General features: G+C 69.2%; 16 protein-coding genes. 10 read left to right on the plus strand and 6 right to left on the minus strand.

Annotation, left to right across the window (positions count from 1 at the left end; translation table 11 throughout):
• Window positions 1-90 precede the first annotated feature (90 nt).
• The 4 genes from BUB20358_RS08200 to BUB20358_RS28055 all read left to right on the plus strand — a co-directional run bounded on the left by BUB20358_RS08200 (window position 91) and on the right by BUB20358_RS28055 (window position 5,493).
• On the plus strand, window positions 91-591 hold the full coding sequence (locus BUB20358_RS08200; protein ID WP_035971849.1) for a DUF192 domain-containing protein: 501 nt from the start codon (window positions 91-93) through the stop codon (window positions 589-591).
• A 196-nt stretch (window positions 592-787) separates the two neighbouring features.
• Window positions 788-2,899: an elongation factor G gene (gene fusA / locus BUB20358_RS08205; protein WP_035971848.1), complete on the plus strand. Its 2,112-nt coding sequence runs from the start codon at window positions 788-790 to the stop codon at window positions 2,897-2,899.
• Window positions 2,900-3,094: 195 nt separating this feature from the next.
• A complete protein-coding gene (locus tag BUB20358_RS08210) occupies window positions 3,095-4,105 on the plus strand; it encodes a HoxN/HupN/NixA family nickel/cobalt transporter (protein WP_035973291.1) in 1,011 nt (336 codons plus the stop codon).
• Window positions 4,106-4,398: 293 nt separating this feature from the next.
• Window positions 4,399-5,493, plus strand: a complete 1,095-nt coding sequence (locus BUB20358_RS28055) for a hypothetical protein (protein WP_217456669.1) — start codon at window positions 4,399-4,401, stop codon at window positions 5,491-5,493.
• 26 nt (window positions 5,494-5,519) lie between these two features.
• On the opposite strand, the gene BUB20358_RS08220 is transcribed toward BUB20358_RS28055, so the two are convergent.
• Window positions 5,520-6,365, minus strand: coding sequence for an aldo/keto reductase (locus BUB20358_RS08220; RefSeq protein ID WP_035971846.1), 846 nt, complete (start codon window positions 6,363-6,365; stop codon window positions 5,520-5,522).
• A 168-nt stretch (window positions 6,366-6,533) separates the two neighbouring features.
• On the opposite strand from BUB20358_RS08220, the gene BUB20358_RS08225 reads away from it, so the two are divergent.
• Window positions 6,534-7,280, plus strand: a complete 747-nt coding sequence (locus tag BUB20358_RS08225) for a GntR family transcriptional regulator (protein WP_006763589.1) — start codon at window positions 6,534-6,536, stop codon at window positions 7,278-7,280.
• 15 nt (window positions 7,281-7,295) lie between these two features.
• Here BUB20358_RS08225 and BUB20358_RS08230 read toward each other — a convergent pair whose 3' ends face one another.
• Window positions 7,296-8,687: a CoA transferase gene (locus BUB20358_RS08230; protein ID WP_006763587.1), complete on the minus strand. Its 1,392-nt coding sequence runs from the start codon at window positions 8,685-8,687 to the stop codon at window positions 7,296-7,298.
• Window positions 8,688-8,823: 136 nt separating this feature from the next.
• Here BUB20358_RS08230 and BUB20358_RS08235 point away from each other — a divergent pair, with 136 nt between their 5' ends.
• Window positions 8,824-10,056: a citrate/2-methylcitrate synthase gene (locus BUB20358_RS08235; protein ID WP_045552416.1), complete on the plus strand. Its 1,233-nt coding sequence runs from the start codon at window positions 8,824-8,826 to the stop codon at window positions 10,054-10,056.
• Here the strand turns inward: BUB20358_RS08235 and BUB20358_RS08240 are convergent.
• Complete coding sequence (locus BUB20358_RS08240; protein WP_035971843.1) at window positions 10,029-10,352, minus strand: DUF2917 domain-containing protein; 324 nt, start codon at window positions 10,350-10,352, stop codon at window positions 10,029-10,031. The two genes, BUB20358_RS08235 and BUB20358_RS08240, sit on opposite strands and share 28 nt — an antisense overlap.
• A 205-nt stretch (window positions 10,353-10,557) precedes the next feature.
• On the opposite strand from BUB20358_RS08240, the gene mdtD reads away from it, so the two are divergent.
• Together mdtD and BUB20358_RS08250 are read left to right on the plus strand one after the other, a co-directional pair.
• Window positions 10,558-11,994, plus strand: coding sequence for a multidrug transporter subunit MdtD (gene mdtD, locus BUB20358_RS08245; RefSeq protein WP_035971841.1), 1,437 nt, complete (start codon window positions 10,558-10,560; stop codon window positions 11,992-11,994).
• A 180-nt stretch (window positions 11,995-12,174) separates the two neighbouring features.
• Window positions 12,175-13,449: an EAL domain-containing protein gene (locus BUB20358_RS08250; RefSeq protein ID WP_006763584.1), complete on the plus strand. Its 1,275-nt coding sequence runs from the start codon at window positions 12,175-12,177 to the stop codon at window positions 13,447-13,449.
• Window positions 13,450-13,510: 61 nt separating this feature from the next.
• Here BUB20358_RS08250 and BUB20358_RS08255 read toward each other — a convergent pair whose 3' ends face one another.
• A complete protein-coding gene (locus BUB20358_RS08255) occupies window positions 13,511-14,035 on the minus strand; it encodes an Mpo1 family 2-hydroxy fatty acid dioxygenase (protein ID WP_035971839.1) in 525 nt (174 codons plus the stop codon).
• A gap of 80 nt (window positions 14,036-14,115) precedes the next feature.
• On the opposite strand from BUB20358_RS08255, the gene BUB20358_RS08260 reads away from it, so the two are divergent.
• Window positions 14,116-14,823, plus strand: coding sequence for a Crp/Fnr family transcriptional regulator (locus BUB20358_RS08260; protein ID WP_006763582.1), 708 nt, complete (start codon window positions 14,116-14,118; stop codon window positions 14,821-14,823).
• 81 nt (window positions 14,824-14,904) lie between these two features.
• Window positions 14,905-16,137 (plus strand): chromate efflux transporter, encoded by a 1,233-nt coding sequence (gene chrA, locus BUB20358_RS08265; RefSeq protein ID WP_375136219.1) that lies wholly within the window; start codon window positions 14,905-14,907, stop codon window positions 16,135-16,137.
• Between the two features lie 118 nt (window positions 16,138-16,255).
• Here chrA and sodB read toward each other — a convergent pair whose 3' ends face one another.
• Together sodB and BUB20358_RS08275 are read right to left on the minus strand one after the other, a co-directional pair.
• Window positions 16,256-16,837: a superoxide dismutase [Fe] gene (gene sodB, locus BUB20358_RS08270; RefSeq protein WP_035971835.1), complete on the minus strand. Its 582-nt coding sequence runs from the start codon at window positions 16,835-16,837 to the stop codon at window positions 16,256-16,258.
• Between the two features lie 345 nt (window positions 16,838-17,182).
• The coding region (locus tag BUB20358_RS08275; protein ID WP_302477217.1) for an exodeoxyribonuclease VII large subunit at window positions 17,183-17,693 on the minus strand (511 nt) is incomplete at its 5' end.

Below are 17,693 nucleotides of genomic sequence, written 5' to 3' on the forward strand. Positions count from 1 at the left end.
TCCCGCAAGGCGATCTGCCTTTTTCTTTTTGTGCCCGCCGGTGCGCATCGCGTACCATGCGGGTCTCGTTTTCCAGATAGGAGCCCTGCTGTGCGATTCTCCCCGCGCTCGTCGCTCGGCCGCCTCGCGCGCGCCGTCGTGTTTCCCGCCGCGCTCGCCGTCCTCGCGCTCGGCATGCAGACCGCCGCCGCGCAGATGCCGCCCGGCGCCAAGCAGCCGAGCGAGTTTCCGCGCGTGAAGCTGCGCGCCGGCATGTACGTGATCGATGCGGCCGTGGCCGCGAACGACGCCGACCGCGAACAGGGGCTGATGTACCGGTCGCAGCTCGCGCCGAACGAAGGCATGCTGTTCGTGTTCAACGAGAATGCGGTGCATTGCTTCTGGATGAAGAACACGCTGATCCCGCTGTCGATCGCGTTCATCCGCGCGGACGGCACGATCACCGACATCGACGAGATGCGCGCCGAGACGACCGACAACCACTGTCCGCGCAACAACGGCGTCTATGCGCTCGAAATGAGCAAGGGCTGGTTCGCCGCGAAGGGCATCAAGCCCGGCATGAAGCTCGAGGGGCTGCCGAAGCCGCAGTAACGCGCCGCCGCGCGTCTCCGCCCGAAACCGGCCGCGCGCCGGTTTTTTTGCGTCCGCCGACTGCGGCGCCTTGATTCCGCCGGCGCGGCCCGCATCTGCAAAAGCCGCGCGCACGCGCTATGCTTGAAGTCTCGCTTGTTCCAAGTCCGGGCCGGCACCGCCGGCCCGCTTACGATCCGAACCACAGGAGGTTCACGTGCCCCGCAAAACCCCCATCGAGCGCTATCGCAACATCGGGATCAGCGCTCACATCGATGCCGGCAAGACCACGACGACCGAGCGCATCCTGTTTTACACCGGCGTGAGCCACAAGATCGGTGAAGTGCACGACGGCGCGGCCACGATGGACTGGATGGAGCAGGAGCAGGAACGCGGCATCACGATCACGTCGGCCGCGACCACGGCCTTCTGGAAGGGCATGGCCGGCAACTATCCGGAACATCGCATCAACATCATCGACACGCCCGGGCACGTCGACTTCACGATCGAGGTCGAGCGCTCGATGCGCGTGCTCGACGGCGCGTGCATGGTCTACGACTCGGTCGGCGGCGTGCAGCCGCAGTCTGAAACCGTGTGGCGCCAGGCGAACAAGTACAAGGTGCCGCGCATCGCGTTCGTCAACAAGATGGACCGCATCGGCGCGGACTTCTTCCGCGTGCAGCGTCAGATCGGCGAGCGGCTGAAGGGCGTCGCGGTGCCGATCCAGATTCCGATCGGCGCGGAAGAACACTTCCAGGGCGTCGTCGATCTCATGAAGATGAAGGCGATCGTCTGGGACGACGAAAGCCAGGGCGTGAAGTTCACGTACGAAGACATCCCCGCGAACCTCGTCGATCTCGCGCACGAATGGCGCGAGAAGATGGTCGAGGCCGCGGCCGAGGCCAGCGAGGAACTGCTCGAGAAGTACCTGCACGATCACGAATCGCTGACCGAGGACGAGATCAAGGCCGCGCTGCGCCAGCGCACGATCGCGAACGAGATCGTGCCGATGCTGTGCGGCAGCGCGTTCAAGAACAAGGGCGTGCAGGCGATGCTCGACGCGGTGATCGACTATCTGCCGTCGCCGGTCGACGTGCCCGCGATCCTCGGCCACGACTTCGCCGATCCGGAAAAGCCGGCGGAGCGTCATCCGAGCGACGACGAGCCGTTCTCGTCGCTCGCGTTCAAGATCATGACCGACCCGTTCGTCGGCCAGCTGATCTTCTTCCGCGTGTATTCGGGCGTCGTCGAATCGGGCGACACGGTGCTGAACGCGACGAAGGACAAGAAGGAGCGGCTCGGGCGGATCCTGCAGATGCACGCGAACGAGCGCAAGGAAATCAAGGAAGTGCGCGCGGGCGACATCGCGGCGGCGGTCGGCCTGAAGGAAGCGACCACGGGCGACACGCTGTGCGATCCGGCCAAGCCGATCATCCTCGAGAAGATGGAGTTCCCGGAGCCGGTGATCTCGCAGGCGGTCGAGCCGAAGACGAAGGCCGATCAGGAAAAGATGGGCCTCGCGCTGAACCGCCTCGCGCAGGAAGACCCGTCGTTCCGCGTGCAGACCGACGAGGAATCGGGCCAGACGATCATCTCCGGGATGGGCGAGCTGCACCTCGAAATCCTGGTCGACCGGATGAAGCGCGAATTCGGCGTCGAAGCGACGGTCGGCAAGCCGCAGGTCGCGTATCGCGAGACGGTGCGCACGACGGCCGCCGACGTCGAAGGCAAGTTCGTCAAGCAGTCGGGCGGCCGCGGTCAGTACGGTCACGCGGTGATCACGCTCGAGCCGAATCCCGGCAAGGGCTACGAGTTCATCGACGAGATCAAGGGCGGCGTGATTCCGCGCGAATACATCCCGGCCGTCGACAAGGGGATCCAGGACACGCTGAAGAGCGGCGTGCTCGCCGGCTACCCGGTCGTCGACGTGAAGGTGCGCCTGACGTTCGGCTCGTACCACGACGTCGACTCGAACGAAAACGCGTTCCGCATGGCCGGTTCGATGGCGTTCAAGGAAGCGATGCGCCGCGCGAAGCCGGTGCTGCTCGAGCCGATGATGGCGGTCGAGGTCGAAACGCCCGAGGACTTCATGGGCAACGTGATGGGCGACCTGTCGAGCCGACGCGGCATCGTGCAGGGGATGGAGGACATCGCCGGCGGCGGCGGCAAGCTCGTGCGCGCCGAAGTGCCGCTCGCGGAGATGTTCGGCTATTCGACGTCGCTGCGCTCGGCCACGCAGGGCCGCGCGACGTACACGATGGAGTTCAAGCACTATGCGGAGACGCCGACGAACGTGTCGGAAGCGGTGATCAACGCGAAGACGAAGTAACGCGCCGCGCCCGTCCGCCGTTGCACGCGGCAGACGGGCGAACGCGTGAAACGCCGGGCCCGTCCGTTGCAGCGGACGGGCTTTTTTTCGTGTGCGCGACGGCGCCGCTCGTCGTGCGCATCGTTTTCGACCGGCGCCGCATGCGTTTTTTTCGCGTGCCACAATCGGTCCGATCCGTCCGATGGAACCTTGCCGATGTCGCCGTCCCCTGCCCTGCGCCGCCTGCTGATTCTCTACGCCGGCCTGATCGCCGCGAACGTCGCCGTATGGCTGTGGGCGCTCGCGGTGTTGCGCGATCGTCCGCTGCTGCTCGGCACCGCCGCGATCGCATACGGGCTCGGGCTGCGCCACGCGGTCGACGCCGACCACATCGCCGCGATCGACGTCGCGACGCGCAAGCTGATGCAGGACGGCCGGCGGCCGGTCACGGTCGGCCTGTTCTTCTCGCTCGGCCACTCGACGATCGTGATCGCCGCGACGCTCGGCATCGCGCTCAGCGCATTCGCGCTGCGCGACCGGTTCGATGCGTTTCGCGAAATCGGCGGCACGATCGGCACCGCGGTATCCGCGACGTTCCTGCTCGTGCTCGCATGCGTGAACCTGACGATCCTGCGCGACGTGTGGCGCCGCTATCGCGGCAAACCGGGCCACGCGCACGATGCCGCCCATGCGCACCGTCCGGCCGGCCTCGTGTCGCGCGCGCTTCGGCCGCTGTTCCGGTTCGTGTCGAAGAGCCGCCACATGTATCCGGTCGGCGTGCTGTTCGGCCTCGGCTTCGACACCGCCACCGAAATCGGGCTGCTCGCGATCGCCGCGGCGCAGGCGAGCCAAGGCCTGCCCATCTACACGATCATGCTGTTTCCCGCATTGTTTACGGCCGGCATGACGCTGATCGACTCGACCGACAACGTGCTGATGCTCCACGCGTACGGCTGGGCGATGGACGACCCGCAGCGCAAGCTGCTCTACAACGCGAGCATCACGTTCGTGTCCGCAGCGGTCGCGCTCGCGATCGGCGCGATCGAGGCTGCCGGCCTGCTCGCCGACAAGCTCTCGATGACGGGCCCGGTGCGCGATGCGCTCGACGCCGTCGGCGAGCGCTTCGGCACGATCGGCTACGGGATCGTCGCGCTGTTCCTCATCTGCTGGATCCTGTCGATCCTGTTCCATCGCTGGCAGCGCGCGGCCCACGCCGCGGCACGCTGAGCACCGGCTCCTCAGACGTTTCATTTCAGAAACAAAACGCCCGCCACGACGTTTCACGTCCGTCATCCGCGCTGCGTGCGCCTTGCGCCACGGACTCGAGCGGCCGATGGCACGGATCTCGCAGATCGGGATTCGCACGGCGGGCCCGCGTGCCGATGAGCTTCCGCGACCGGATTTCGACGCCGGTCCGGACGTAATCGGCCGCCGAAACGACAACCCAACTTTGCTGGCCCCCTGCAACACACGCAAATAGTCGCGCGGCGACGAGGCATCGCGCGCATAGGGAGGCCATGATGGACAACACGAAACAGCCGTTCCGCGCGGCGGGACGGTGCAATCGCGCGGCCGTGCTCGCCGCTGCCGCATTGGCGTGCTTCTGCTCGTATGCCGTCGCGCAGGACTCGACGGTCGTCGTGCCGGTCGTCGCTGCAACCGTCGACGACGCTTCTTCCACCAACCCGATACCGGCCGCTCAGCATACGGCGCCTGACGATGTGGACGCCGTGATGATGCTTGCCGAGAACGCGTCGGCATGCGTGGGCAACCAGGCTTCGTGCGCGGTGCGCGTGTATGCCGGCGGCGGCCGCAGCGGCGGCAACGGCGCAGGCATTGGCACGACCGGCAGCGGTGGCGGCGGCGGAAACACGGGCGGCGGCACTCCGGGCGGCGGCGGAAATACCGGCAACGGCGCGGTCGGGCCGGCCGGCATCGGCGGGACGAGCGGCGCGCCGTCCGGCGGGACAGATGGGACGGGCCGCGGAGGTAATGCTTCGGGCAGCGGCGGTTCGGGTGGTGGTTCTTCCGGTGGCGGTTCTTCCGGTGGTGGCTCTTCCGGTGGTGGCTCTTCCGGTGGTGGCTCTTCCGGTGGTGGCTCTTCCGGTGGTGGCTCTTCCGGTGGTGGGTCTTCCGGTGGCGGGTCTTCCGGTGGCGACGGCGGTTCCGGAGGCCACGGTGGCGGTCACGGCAACGGCGATGGTGGCGGCAACGGCGGCGGTCACGGCAACGGTGGCGGTGGCGGCAACGGCGGCGGTGGCGGCAACGGTGGCGGTCACGGCAACGGCGGTGGTGGCGGCAACGGCGGCGGTCACGGCAATGGCGGTGGTGGCGGCAACGGCGGTGGTGGCGGCAACGGTGGTGGTGGCGGCAACGGTGGCGGTGGCGGCAACGGTGGCGGTCACGGCAACGGCGGCGGTGGCGGCAACGGCGGCGGCCAAAATGGCGGCCACGGCAATGGCGGTGGCAACGGCAACGGGAACGGGAATGGCGGCGCCGGTAACGGCGGAGCCAACGGTGTCGGCAACGGCAACGGTACCGGTACCGGCGGCGGCGGTCACGGCAATGGCGGCGGTGGCGGCAACGGCGGCGGTGGCCACGGCGGCAACCACTGAACCGACGTGCTCGCGAACCGGCGTCGTCAGAGCATTTCGAGCGCGCGCTTGCTGCGCGGCGGACGGAAATACGCATCCAGCTGCGCGCGCTCGTCGTCGGTCAGCGCGAGATCGAGCGCCGCGCGGTTGTCGCGCACATGCTCGATCCGCGACGCCTTCGGAATCGCGAACACACCCGGTTGCGCGAGCACCCATGCGAGCGCGACGCGCATCACCGACACGCCGCGCTCGCGCGCGATTTCGTCGAGCGGCGAGCGCTTCGGCAGCCGCGCGTGATCGACCGGGCTGTACGCCATCGCAGGCATCCGGTGTTCGGCCAGCCACGGCAGCAGGTTGAACTCCGGACCGCGGCGCGCAATGTTGTAGAGAATCTGATTGGTCGCACATGCGGCGCCGCCAGCGTCTTCGACGAGTTCCACCATATCGGCCGTATCGAAGTTGCTCACGCCCCAGTGGCGAATCTTGCCCGCGCGCCGCAACGTCTCGAAACCCTCGACCGTCTCCTCGAGCGGCACCGAGCCGCGCCAGTGCAGCAGATACAAGTCGAGACGATCGGTGCGCAGCCGCTTCAGGCTCGCGTCGCATGCGGCGACGACGCCTCGCCGGCTCGCATGATGCGGATACACCTTGCTGACGAGGAACACGTCGTCGCGCAGCCCCGCGAGCGCGTCGCCGACGAGTGTTTCGGTCGCGCCATCGCCGTACATCTCGGCCGTGTCGATCAGCGTCATCCCGAGCGCGATGCCCTCGCGCAATGCAGCGATCTCGTCCGCGCGCCGCGCCGGCCGCTCGCCCATTTCCCACGTGCCCTGCCCGAGCTTCGGAATCGTTTCGCCGTCCGGCAGGACGACCGTCGCGATCGTGTCTGTCATGCGTTCCTCGTTGCCGATTCGTTGCTGCGTTTCACTGCCGAAACATCCGGTACGACGCGCTCCAGTGTAGTCAATCGGCACGCGAGCCGCCTATTGCACGGCAAAAACCGGCTATAACGGTGCGGCATGATGACTTAGAATGGCCGCAACCTGATCGATACCCATTCCATGAAGGCACCCACGGACGACCGCTGGCAGGACCTGCGCCCCGACCCCGACAACGACACGCCGCTCTACCTGCAGCTCGCCCGCAAGCTCGGCGATGCGATCCACGACAACCGCTGGACGGCCGGCGAGGCGCTGCCGTCCGAACGCGTGCTGTCCGATGCGCTCGGCGTGTCGCGCATCACCGCACGCAAGGCGATCGCGCTGCTCGTCGAGCAGGGGCTGATTCGCCGCACGCAGGGCGCAGGCAACTTCATCCGTCCACGCTACGAGGATCCGCTGTCGCGGCTGTCCAGCTTCAGCGAGATGCTCGAGCGGCGCGGCTTCAAGCCGAGCTCGCAATGGCTCGCGCGCGAGATCCAGCCGGCGAACCGCGACGAAGTGATTCAGCTCGGGCTGTCGCCGGCGGCATCCGTTACACGGCTGAAACGTCTGCGCCTCGCCGACGGCATCGTGATGGCCGTCGAGAACTCGACGTTCCCCGCGACGCTGATTCCCGATCCGCAAGCGATCGGCGGATCGCTGTACAGCTATCTCGAAGCGCGCGGCACGCCGATCGTGCGCGCGCTGCAGCACTTCCGCGCGGTCAACGCGACCGACGAGATCGCCGAGCAGATGGGGATCGCGCCGCACGACGCGCTGCTGCTGATCACGCGGATCGGGTACACGACCGACCAGCGCGCGATCGAGCTGACCGATACCTACTGCCGCAACGACTATTACGATTTCGTCGTCGAGCTGCGCAAGTAGACGCGCCGCCGACGCTCACAGCCAGCACGCCGCATCCGTGCCGAGCGGCACGGGCGGGCGGGCGAACCACGGCGGCGTCGCCGACAAACGTTCGGCCGGACGCACGGCGTCGACCGCACCGAACGGCGACGCGATCCGCTCGATCCGGTCGAGCACGTCGTCCGTCGCGAAATCCGGCGCACGCAGGCCGTCCGGCACGATGCCGAACGACTGCAGCCAGTGCCCGGTCTGCGCGAGCGACAGCCGCACGTGCCAGCTTCCTCCTTCGCGAGCCCGCCGCGCAAGCGCGATCATCGCGCCGAACGCAGCGAGATAACCGGTCGCATGATCGAGCGCCTGGCACGGCAGATGACGTGGCGCATCCGCATGCGCGGCTTGCCGTTCGCGCCATGCGATCCCGCTCGCCGACTGCACGAGGCTGTCGAAGCCGCGCCGCTTCGCCCACGGGCCCGCATGGCCGTACGCGGAGATCGACACGCAGACGATTCCCGGCCGCAGCTGCGCGAGCGCGTGCGGCGCGAAGCCGCGTGCGGCGAGTGCGCCGGGGCGGTACGCCTGCACGAATACGTCGGCGTCGCGTGCGAGCCCGCGCAGCGTTTCGACGCCGGCCGCGTCGCGCAGGTCGATCCACGCCGACCGCTTGCCGCGGCCGTTGTCGATCACGAGCGGCGCGATGTTCGGCAGATGCGGCCCGTTGACGAGCAGCGTCTGCGCGCCGTGCGACGCGAGCGTGCGCCCGGCGACCGGCCCCGCGATGATCCGCGTCAGATCGAGCACGCGCACGCCCGCGAGCGGCCGGTCCGCGTCGCCGCGGCCGATCGGCTCGACCGGTGCGTCGCCGATGCGTTCGATCTCGAACAGCGGCAGCGACGCGATCGCGCGCGCCTGCTCGTGCGCGGCCCATTCTTCCGGGCTTCTGATCAACGCAGCGCACAGGCCCGCGTTCGCGAGCGCCGTGTCGAGCGCCGCGCCGTCCCACGTGCGAATCGCCGCTGCAACGTCGGCCGGCTGCGCGTCGCAGCCGAGCACGTCGACGATTCCGCGCAGGTGATGCGGAAAATTTGCGTGCAGCTGGATCCAGCGCCCGTCGCCCGTCTCGTAGAAGCCCGTCACCGGATGCCGCAGTTCGGGCGGCGGGCCGTCGTCCACGCGCAGATAGCGCTCGCTGCGGAATGCGACGAGCGCGTCGCGCACCGATACGTCGACACGCTGCGCAACGCCCGTGCGCAATCGATGACATTCGGCCGCCGCCAGCCCGGCAGCCGCGATCGTCGCCGCGGCGAGCGTGCCCACGTGAAACGTCGACGGCAGCGTCGGATCCTGTCCGCTGATCGCGACACGCGACAGCGCGCCGGAGTCGCCGTGCGCGAGTTGCCACAGATGCGTCAATGCGAGTTCGGGTGTCATGGCGGTCGGCAGCGATCGGAAGGTGGAATCGAGTCTAGAATTCCGGCCGGGCGCGATCAATCTTGATTGCGCGAATCGATACATAACGAATAGTTGTAGCGCGGCCGCGCTTCATGCGGCGCGGCAGGAGCGATCCATGACGTTGGTCAGCGCGCCGGAAGCGGCCCGCATCCTCGGTGTGAGCGTGAGCACGCTGTATTCGTACGTGAGCCGCGGGCTGCTGCGCTCGCTGCCCGACGGCGCAAGCAAGCGCCGCCGCTACGACGCGGACGAAGTCCGCCTGCTCGCGCGCCGCCGTGCCGACGCGAAGCGCGCGGGCGCGGTCGCCGAACGTTCGCTCGACTGGGGCGTGCCGGTGCTCGAATCGCGGATCACGCAGATCGCCGACGGACGGCTGCGCTACCGCGGGATCGATGCGATCGCGCTCGCCGACGGCGCGACGCTCGAAGAAGCCGCCGCCACGTTGTGGGATTGCCCGCCGGCGCGGCTCGCCGCCGCGTCGCTGACGTCGAGCGGTTTCGACGTGTCGCAGTGGGACGACTGGGCGCGACGCTGGGCGTCGCTCGCACCGCTCGAACGCGCGCTCGTGCTGCTGCCGGCCGCGGCCGCATCGCTGCCGCGGCTGTGGGCGCAAGGACGCGACGCGCAGCTCGATTCGGCCGCGCTGCTGCTGCGCGTGACGGCCGCTGCGCTCGTCGGCCGCATGCCGACCGACGCGCCGATCCATCGACAAATCGCCGCCGCATGGCGGGTGCGAACGCGAGCCGAAGCCGATCTGCTGCGCCGCGCGCTCGTGCTGTGCGCCGATCACGAGTTGAATCCGTCGACGTTCGCGGTGCGTTGCATCGCGTCGACGGGCACGCATCTGTTCGGCGCGATCGCGGGCGGACTCGCCGCGCTGTCGGGGCCGCGCCACGGCGGCGAAACGTTGCGCGCCGGCGCGCTGCTCGACGAAGCCGCCCGCGTGGCCGATCTCGACCGCTACGTCGCGCGGCGCATCGCGCACGACGAACGCGCCGCCGGCGGCCGCACCGCGCTGTCCGGCTTCGCGCACCCGCTGTATCCCGACGGCGATCCGCGCGCGCATGCGCTGCTCGATGCGCTCGACGCGGCCGTACCCGACCGTGCGCCGCTGCGCAACGCGCGTGCGCTGGCCGCGCGCGTCGAAGCGGCAACCGGGTTGCGGCCGACGATCGATTTTGCGCTCGCGGTGCTCGAGCGCACGCTCGCGCTGCCGGACGGCGCCGCGTTTACGCTGTTTGCGGCCGGCCGAACCGCGGGCTGGATCGCACACGCGCTCGAGCAATACGCGGACGGCAAGCTGATCCGCCCTCGCGCGCGCTACGTCGGCAACGACGCGGCCGCGTGATGGCGCCTGCCGCACCAGCCGGCGAGCGCGCGCCACCAAGGATGCGCGCTCGGTGCGGACGACGCGGCGGGCGGCCCCAGCGCGAACGTCGCGCCGAGCGCGCCCGCACCGACCCACACGCGCATGCGCGGCAACAGCGTCAGCGAGTCGCCGGCGCGCAGCCAGTGATCGTCCGCGCGGCCCTCGATCGTCACCCACAGCTCGCCTTCGGCCACGTGCAGCGCGGTGCGATCGACGATGCGCCAGCGTCCGGCCGGCTCGTCGCCGTCCATCACGTAAAGCCGCAGTTCGTGCATGGCCGCCTCCTGTCGTCGCATCGGTTCGATCGCAGCAGTATTTCGGACGGCAGCGGCACAGGCACAGATACGCCTGAAGACAGTTCCGGCTGAACTGTACCGGCCGGCGGCCGGACGCGCGTCCGGCGTGCGACGCGCCGTGAAACGACGCGGTCGGGCCGGTTTGCCTACAATGTCGGCTGTCACGCGCCACCGCCCCGCCTTCATGTTCCAAAGCCCGCCCGCCGCCGCTCCCGGCGAAAAGAACCTCACCGTCATGCTGTGGCTCGTCGCGACGGGCTTCTTCATGCAGACGCTCGATTCGACGATCGTCAACACGGCGCTGCCGTCGATGGCGGCCAGCCTCGGCGAATCGCCGCTGCGGATGCAGTCGGTCGTCATCGCGTATTCGCTGACGATGGCGGTGATGATTCCCGTGTCCGGCTGGCTCGCGGACACCTTCGGCACGCGGCGCGTGTTCTTCAGCGCGATCCTGATCTTCACGCTCGGCTCGCTGCTCTGTGCGAATGCGCATACGCTCGCGCAGCTCGTCGCGTTCCGCGTGGTGCAGGGCGTCGGCGGCGCGATGCTGCTGCCGGTCGGCCGGCTCGCGGTGCTGCGCACGTTCCCGGCCGAGCGCTACCTGCCCGCACTGTCGTTCGTCGCGATTCCCGGCCTGATCGGCCCGCTGATCGGGCCGACGCTCGGCGGCTGGCTCGTGAAGATCGCATCGTGGCACTGGATCTTCCTGATCAACGTGCCGGTCGGCATCGCGGGCTGCATCGCGACGTTCTACTCGATGCCCGACTCGCGCAACCCGGCAGTCGGCCGCTTCGACGTGAAAGGCTATCTGCTGCTGACGATCGGCATGGTCGCGATTTCGCTGTCGCTCGACGGGCTCGCCGATCTCGGGATGCAGCACGCGGCCGTGCTCGTGCTGCTGATCCTGAGCCTCGCGTGTTTCGTCGCGTACGGGCTGTACGCGGTGCGCGCGCCGCAGCCGATCTTCTCGCTCGAGCTGTTCAAGATCCATACGTTCAGCGTCGGGCTGCTCGGCAACCTGTTCGCGCGGATCGGCAGCGGCGCGATGCCGTACCTGATCCCGCTGCTGCTGCAGGTGAGCCTCGGCTACTCGGCGTTCGAAGCGGGGCTGATGATGCTGCCGGTCGCCGCGGCCGGGATGTTCTCGAAGCGCGTGATCACGCGGCTGATCACGAAGCACGGCTACCGCAAGGTGCTGCTCGCGAACACGATCATGGTCGGCGTGATGATGGCGAGCTTCGCGCTGATGCGCGACACGATGCCCGTATGGCTGAAGGTCGTGCAGCTTGCGCTGTTCGGCGGCTTCAACTCGATGCAATTCACCGCGATGAACACGCTGACGCTGAAGGATCTCGGCACCGGCGGCGCGAGCAGCGGCAACAGCCTGTTCTCGCTCGTGCAGATGCTGTCGATGAGCCTCGGCGTGACGGTCGCCGGCGCGCTGCTCGCGACCTTCACCGGCATGCTGCGCACCGTGACGCCGAGCAACACGCTGCCCGCGTTTCACGCGACGTTCGTCTGCGTCGGGCTGATCACCGCGGCGTCCGCGTGGATCTTCGCGCAGCTGGCGCCCGATATCCGCGGCACCGCGCGCAAGACCGACCCGTCCGAACGCGCATGACGCGCGATGCGCGCGAACGCGGCCCGCACGCGGCGCGCGGCGCACCAGCGCGGTGCAGCCGAGCGGCATCGCGCGGCCGCGCAGCCGGGCCGCACGCGGCCGCCACGGGGCGCGATTCTTTGCATGCTTCTTGCTCGCCTATTCTGTAGGTAAACTGGCAGCCTTCCCCCGGCCGACATCATGAGCATGATCGACATCGATCCCCCAGGCTTTCAGCCGCCGCGCCCCGTCGCGGGCGACGACGGGAACCGGCGCACCGTGCTGTACGGCGGCTACACCGTGTTCAGCGTGTTCCAGCCCGTTTTTTCGGTGTCGCACCGCCGTGCGATCGGCTATCACGCGTCGCTGCGCGCGCACGACGAGGAAAACCGTCAGGTCGCGTCGCACGAGGTGTTCACGCAGGCCGCGCGGCGCGGCGACCTGCTCGAGCTCGGCCGGCTCGCCGAGTCGCTGCATCTGGGCAACTTCCACGCATTCGACAGCCGCGACGAATGGCTCTTCCTGAGCCTGCATCCGGCCGCGCTGATGGACACCGTGTACGGCGACGCGCTGCTCGCGAACCTGAAGGCGCTCGGGCTGCCGCCGCACCGCGTCGTGCTCGAGGTGCCGGAGCAGGCCGGCGGCGAGACGCCGCGCTACGCGGCGATCGTCGACGGCTTGCGCAAGGCCGGCTTTCTGATCGCGCTCGGCGGCTTCGGCGCGAAACACTCGAACATCGACCGCGTGTGGCACCTGCATCCGGACATCGTCACGCTCGATCGCGGGATTCTCGCGCAGGCGAGCGAGCACTCGCATCTCGAGCGCGTGCTGCCGGGGCTCGTGTCGCTGCTGCACGAATCCGGCCAGCTGGTGCTGATGGGCGGCCTCGCGACCGAGCGCGACGCGCTGATCGCGCTCGAATGCGACGTCGATTTCGTGCAGGGCCAGTATTTCGCGGGGCCGAGCGTCGACCCGGTACAGCCGCAGGCCGCGGCCGGCTGCATGGATACGCTGTCGGCGGCCTTGCGGCTGCGCGTCGCGCAACGCGAACGCACGCAGGCGGAACGCCTCGCGCCGTACGTCGCCGCGCTCGAGGAAGCGAGCCAGAAGATCGGCGCCGGCGAGTCGCTGATCGATGCGGCCGCCGCCGTGCTCGGGCTGCCCGAGACCGCGCGCTGCTTCCTGCTCGATGCGTCGGGTCGCCAGATCGGCGACAACGTGCTCGCGCGCGGCAGCGTGTCGCAACGCGCGAAGCGCTTCCGGCCGCTGCTGCATTCGGAAGGCGCGAGCTGGGAGCGGCGCCCGTACTTCATCAACGCGGTGCGTGCGCCGGGCCGCGTGCATCTGACGCCGCCGTACCTGTCGATCAACGAGGCGCACCTGTGCGTGACCGCGTCGGTCGCGGCGCCCGTCGCGACCGGCATGCAGGTGCTGTGCGTCGACATCAACTGGGAAGCCGCGCTCAGCCGCGACTGAACGCAGCGCACCGCCCAGGCGCGACGCCGGACACGCGCAACGGATCGGCGTCGCGGGCGCGTCACACGTGCGAATGCGCGCCGCCGTGCACGGGGCCGGCCCGCCGTTCGATTTCCCGGCGCACTTCGTCGCGCAGCCCGGCAAAGAACGCGACTTCGGCGACGACGAACAGCGGCCCGATCGCCAGACCGACGAGATCGTCGACGAACGCGGGCTTGCGCCCTTCGAACCAGTGGCCGACGAACTGGACGATCCAGCCGACCACGAACGCACCGGCGCCGATGCCGAGCCATGCCGACGTCGGCAGCGACGCGATCGCGTGCGCGGCCCACAGTCCGAGCGCGAGCAGCACGGTCATCGCCGCGCCGAACCGCCGATCGAGCCGCAGATAGAACGCCGCGAATCCGGCCGCGAGCAGCCACGCCGGCGACAGCGCGACGCCGATCGGCGTGCCGAACGCCGGCCGCGACAGCAGCACCTCGACCGCGAATACGATCATCGGAATGCCGACCAGATGCGTCGCGATGTTGCGCGCGTCGCGATGGTAGGCCGCATACTGCGAAAGGTGATCTTCGAGCGTCTTCATCGCGTCTCCCGACCAGGTTTTGCACGCTATGATGCCCGTCACGCCCGACAATCTCTGTCAGCTACCCGACATCGCGCGCCATGGCCTCGTCGCTGTCCCCCTATCTGCCGCAGCTCGAAGCGAACCCGTGGTTCGCCGCGCTGCCGCCCGCGCTGCGCACGGAACTGCTCGCGAACGCTGCGCTGCGCCGGCTGCCGGCCGGCCACGCGCTGTTCCGGCGCGGCGACCCGCCGTGCGGGCTGTACGCGGTCGTCGCAGGCGCGCTGACGATCGGTTCGGTCGATCCGCAGGGCAAGGAAGTGTTGCTGACGGTCGCCGAACCCGTGACCTGGTTCGGCGAAATCGCGCTGTTCGACGGCCAGCCGCGCACGCACGACGCGATCGCGCTCGACGACACGCTGCTGCTGCACGTTGCGCAGCACGCGCTGCTCGCGATGCTCGACGCGACGCCGCAATACTGGCGGCTGTTCGCGCTGCTGATGGCGCAGAAGCTGCGCCTCAGCTTCCTGACCGTCGAATCGATGAGCGTGATGTCGGCCGCCCAGCGCGTCGCCGCGCGGCTGCTGATGATCGCGGACGGCTACGGCGGGATCAGCGCAGGCCGCACGCGCATCCGGCTGTCGCAGGAAAAGCTCGCGGCGATGCTGTCGCTTACGCGGCAAACGACGAATCAGCTGCTGAAGGCGCTGCAGGCCGACGGCATCGTGCGGCTGCACGTCGGAGAAATCGAACTCGTCGACGTCGACGCGCTGCGCCGCGCAAGCGGGCTGGCCGACGGCATGCGGTAGGCGTCGCGACCGGCCGCTGCAACGGCGCGCCGTCCGGCACCGCGTTGCGCTATCGTGGCGGCTCGCCCGTTCGCCGACCGCATGATTCCGTCCCAGCCTACCTTGAGCACATCGACCGTTCCCGTCCATTCCCGCCGCCCGTGGCCGGTGTTCGTCGCGTTCCTGCGACTCGGCCTCACGTCGTTCGGCGGCCCGGTGGCGCATCTCGGCTACTTCCGCGACGAATTCGTCACGCGCCGCGGCTGGCTGACCGAGCGCACGTATGCGGATCTGGTCGGGCTGTGCCAGTTCCTGCCAGGGCCCGCGAGCAGCCAGGTCGGGATGGCAATCGGCCTCGCGCGCGCCGGCTACGCGGGCATGTTCGCCGCGTGGCTCGGCTTCACGCTGCCGTCCGCGCTGCTGATGATGCTGTTCGCGCTCGGCATGCATGCCGCCGGCGCGCCGCTCGAAGCGGGCGCGCTGCACGGGCTGCGAATCGTGTCGGTCGCCGTGATCGCGCAGGCGGTCTGGGGGATGGCGCGCACGCTGTGCGCGGATGCGCGTCGCGCGACGCTGATGGCCGCGGCCGCGTGCGTCGCGCTGCTCGTGCCGGCCGCATGGACGCAGTTGGTCGTGATCGTCGCAGCCGGTGCGGCCGGACTCGCGCTGCTGCCGCAACCGCCGCGCGCGGCGCACGATACGCTGCCGCTGCACCTGTCGCATCGTGCGGGCGTACTGTGGCTCGCGTCGTTCGCGACGCTGCTCGTCGTGCTGCCGCTCGGCGCCCGCGCGCTGCATTCGCACACGCTCGCGGTCGTCGACGCGTTCTTCCGCACGGGCGCGCTCGTGTTCGGCGGCGGGCACGTGGTGCTGCCGCTGCTGCAGGCGGCCGTCGTGGCGCCGGGCTGGGTCGGCGATTCGGCCTTCCTCGCCGGCTACGGCGCCGCGCAGGCCGTGCCGGGGCCGCTGTTCACGTTCGCGGCCTTTCTCGGTGCATCGCTGCGCGATGCGCCCAACGGCTGGCTCGGCGGCTCGATCGCGCTCGCGTCGATCTTCGCGCCGTCGTTCCTGCTGATCGCCGGCACCGCGCCGTTCTGGGAACGCCTGCGCGCCAGCGCGCGGATGCAGGCCGCGCTCGCCGGCGTGAACGCGGCGGTCGTCGGGCTGTTGCTCGCGGCGCTCTATCATCCGGTGTGGACCGACACGATCGCGTCGCCGCGCGACTTCGCCGCCGCACTCGTCGCTTTCATCGCGCTGACGTTCTGGCGCGCGCCGCCGTGGGCCGTCGTGATCGCGAGCGCGGCGCTCGGCTGGCTCGCGCCGACGATCGTGTGAGCGGCAGGCGACCCACATTCGGCACGCCGCTTCACATCCGACGAAAACGAAAAAGCCCTCGAAACGAGGGCTTTTCTTCAGACGCAGCGCGCCGCGACGGCGCGCGCCGCATCGGCACTTACGCGGCGAAATTCTTCGCTGCGAAGTCCCAGTTCACGATGTTCCAGAACGCTTCGACGAACTTCGGACGTGCGTTGCGGTAGTCGATGTAGTACGCGTGCTCCCACACGTCGATCGTCAGCAGCGGCTTGTCGGCGGTCGTCAGCGGCGTCGCGGCGTTGCTCGTCGATACGATGTCGAGCGAACCGTCGGCCTTCTTCACGAGCCATGCCCAGCCCGAACCGAACGTGCCGACCGCGGCCTTCGTGAACGCTTCCTTGAACGCGTCGTACGAACCCCACTTCGCGTTGATCGCGTCGCCCAGCGCGCCCGTCGGTGCGCCGCCGCCGTTCGGCGACAGGCTGTTCCAGAAGAACGTGTGGTTCCAGATTTGCGCGGCGTTGTTGAAGATGCCGCCCGACGACTTCTTGATGATCTCTTCCAGCGGCAGGTTCTCGAATTCCGTGCCCGGGATCAGGTTGTTCAGGTTCGTCACATAAGCCTGATGGTGCTTGCCGTAGTGGTACTCGATCGTCTCTTTCGAGATGGTCGGCGCGAGTGCGTCTTCAGCGTACGGGAGCGGCGGGAGCGTATGAGCCATGGCGAATTCCTTCGTTGAGTATGTAGGGAGGCTGTGTTGAATGCTGCCGAGCGTCCGATTGTAGGCGAGGACGAATAACCCCGCAAACTCGTGGGCCATTTATCCGCGGTATGCGGAAAAGCGGCGTTCGCGCAACGTCCGGTGCGGTGAATCGGCGGGCGACGAGCAGCGTTCGTTCCCGCGGCGGTCGGTGCGTTTCGGTCGGTGCGTTTCGGTCGGTGCGTTTCGGTCGGTGCGTTTCGGTCGGTGCGTTTCGGTCGACTAGTTTCGACCGCTTTGTCCGGCTTGCCCGCGGCGACCGATCGCCAACAGCGCGCCGCGCTCGAACGCGCTCGGCGAACTACATCAGATCGTATCGGCCAGCCGCGGCTGCACGTCGGCGAGCGACACGTCGGCCGATCCTTCCGCGAGATGCACGGTCAGCCGGCGCTGCGGCTTGAGCGCATTCGGCGCGCGCACCGCGCGCCCGGTCTGCGCGTCGATCAACGCCGCATAGCCGCGCTCGAGCGTGCGCTGCGGGCTCAGCACCTCGAGCCGCGCCGCACAGGCGGCAACGCGCGCGGTATCGCGCTCGTGACGACGCTGCAACGCATGCGCGAGACGCTGCGCAAGTGCGTCCAGCCCGCGGCGCGCGTGCGCGGGATCGGGCCGCGCGCGCTGCCAGCGCAATTGCGCGAGCGCGAAACGCGCGCGCGCGTCGCGCACTGGCCGCGACGCGGCCGACGCAAGCCGCACCGCGAGCTGCGTGAGATGCGTGCGCTGCCGCTCCAGCCGCTCGGCCGGGCTGACGAGCCGGCGCGCGAGCGTGGTGACGACGTCGCGCAGCGCGGCCGCCTGCAGCGAGATCGGAAGAGCG

It is taken from the genome of Burkholderia dolosa (assembly GCF_902499135.1).
In the GTDB taxonomy this organism is placed as follows: Bacteria; Pseudomonadota; Gammaproteobacteria; order Burkholderiales; family Burkholderiaceae; genus Burkholderia; species Burkholderia dolosa.

What these genes read in the sequence shown, in the direction of transcription:
- BUB20358_RS08210 (WP_035973291.1), top strand. Translation starts at nt 3,095, where the DNA reads ATGTCGCCGTCCCCTGCCCTGCGCCGCCTGCTGATTCTCTACGCCGGC.
- BUB20358_RS28055 (WP_217456669.1), top strand. Translation starts at nt 4,399, where the DNA reads ATGGACAACACGAAACAGCCGTTCCGCGCGGCGGGACGGTGCAATCGC.
- BUB20358_RS08220 (WP_035971846.1), bottom strand. Translation starts at nt 6,365, where the DNA reads ATGACAGACACGATCGCGACGGTCGTCCTGCCGGACGGCGAAACGATT.
- BUB20358_RS08225 (WP_006763589.1), top strand. Translation starts at nt 6,534, where the DNA reads ATGAAGGCACCCACGGACGACCGCTGGCAGGACCTGCGCCCCGACCCC.
- BUB20358_RS08230 (WP_006763587.1), bottom strand. Translation starts at nt 8,687, where the DNA reads ATGACACCCGAACTCGCATTGACGCATCTGTGGCAACTCGCGCACGGC.
- BUB20358_RS08235 (WP_045552416.1), top strand. Translation starts at nt 8,824, where the DNA reads ATGACGTTGGTCAGCGCGCCGGAAGCGGCCCGCATCCTCGGTGTGAGC.
- BUB20358_RS08240 (WP_035971843.1), bottom strand. Translation starts at nt 10,352, where the DNA reads ATGCACGAACTGCGGCTTTACGTGATGGACGGCGACGAGCCGGCCGGA.
- mdtD (WP_035971841.1), top strand. Translation starts at nt 10,558, where the DNA reads ATGTTCCAAAGCCCGCCCGCCGCCGCTCCCGGCGAAAAGAACCTCACC.
- BUB20358_RS08250 (WP_006763584.1), top strand. Translation starts at nt 12,175, where the DNA reads ATGAGCATGATCGACATCGATCCCCCAGGCTTTCAGCCGCCGCGCCCC.
- BUB20358_RS08255 (WP_035971839.1), bottom strand. Translation starts at nt 14,035, where the DNA reads ATGAAGACGCTCGAAGATCACCTTTCGCAGTATGCGGCCTACCATCGC.
- BUB20358_RS08260 (WP_006763582.1), top strand. Translation starts at nt 14,116, where the DNA reads ATGGCCTCGTCGCTGTCCCCCTATCTGCCGCAGCTCGAAGCGAACCCG.
- chrA (WP_375136219.1), top strand. Translation starts at nt 14,905, where the DNA reads ATGATTCCGTCCCAGCCTACCTTGAGCACATCGACCGTTCCCGTCCAT.
- sodB (WP_035971835.1), bottom strand. Translation starts at nt 16,837, where the DNA reads ATGGCTCATACGCTCCCGCCGCTCCCGTACGCTGAAGACGCACTCGCG.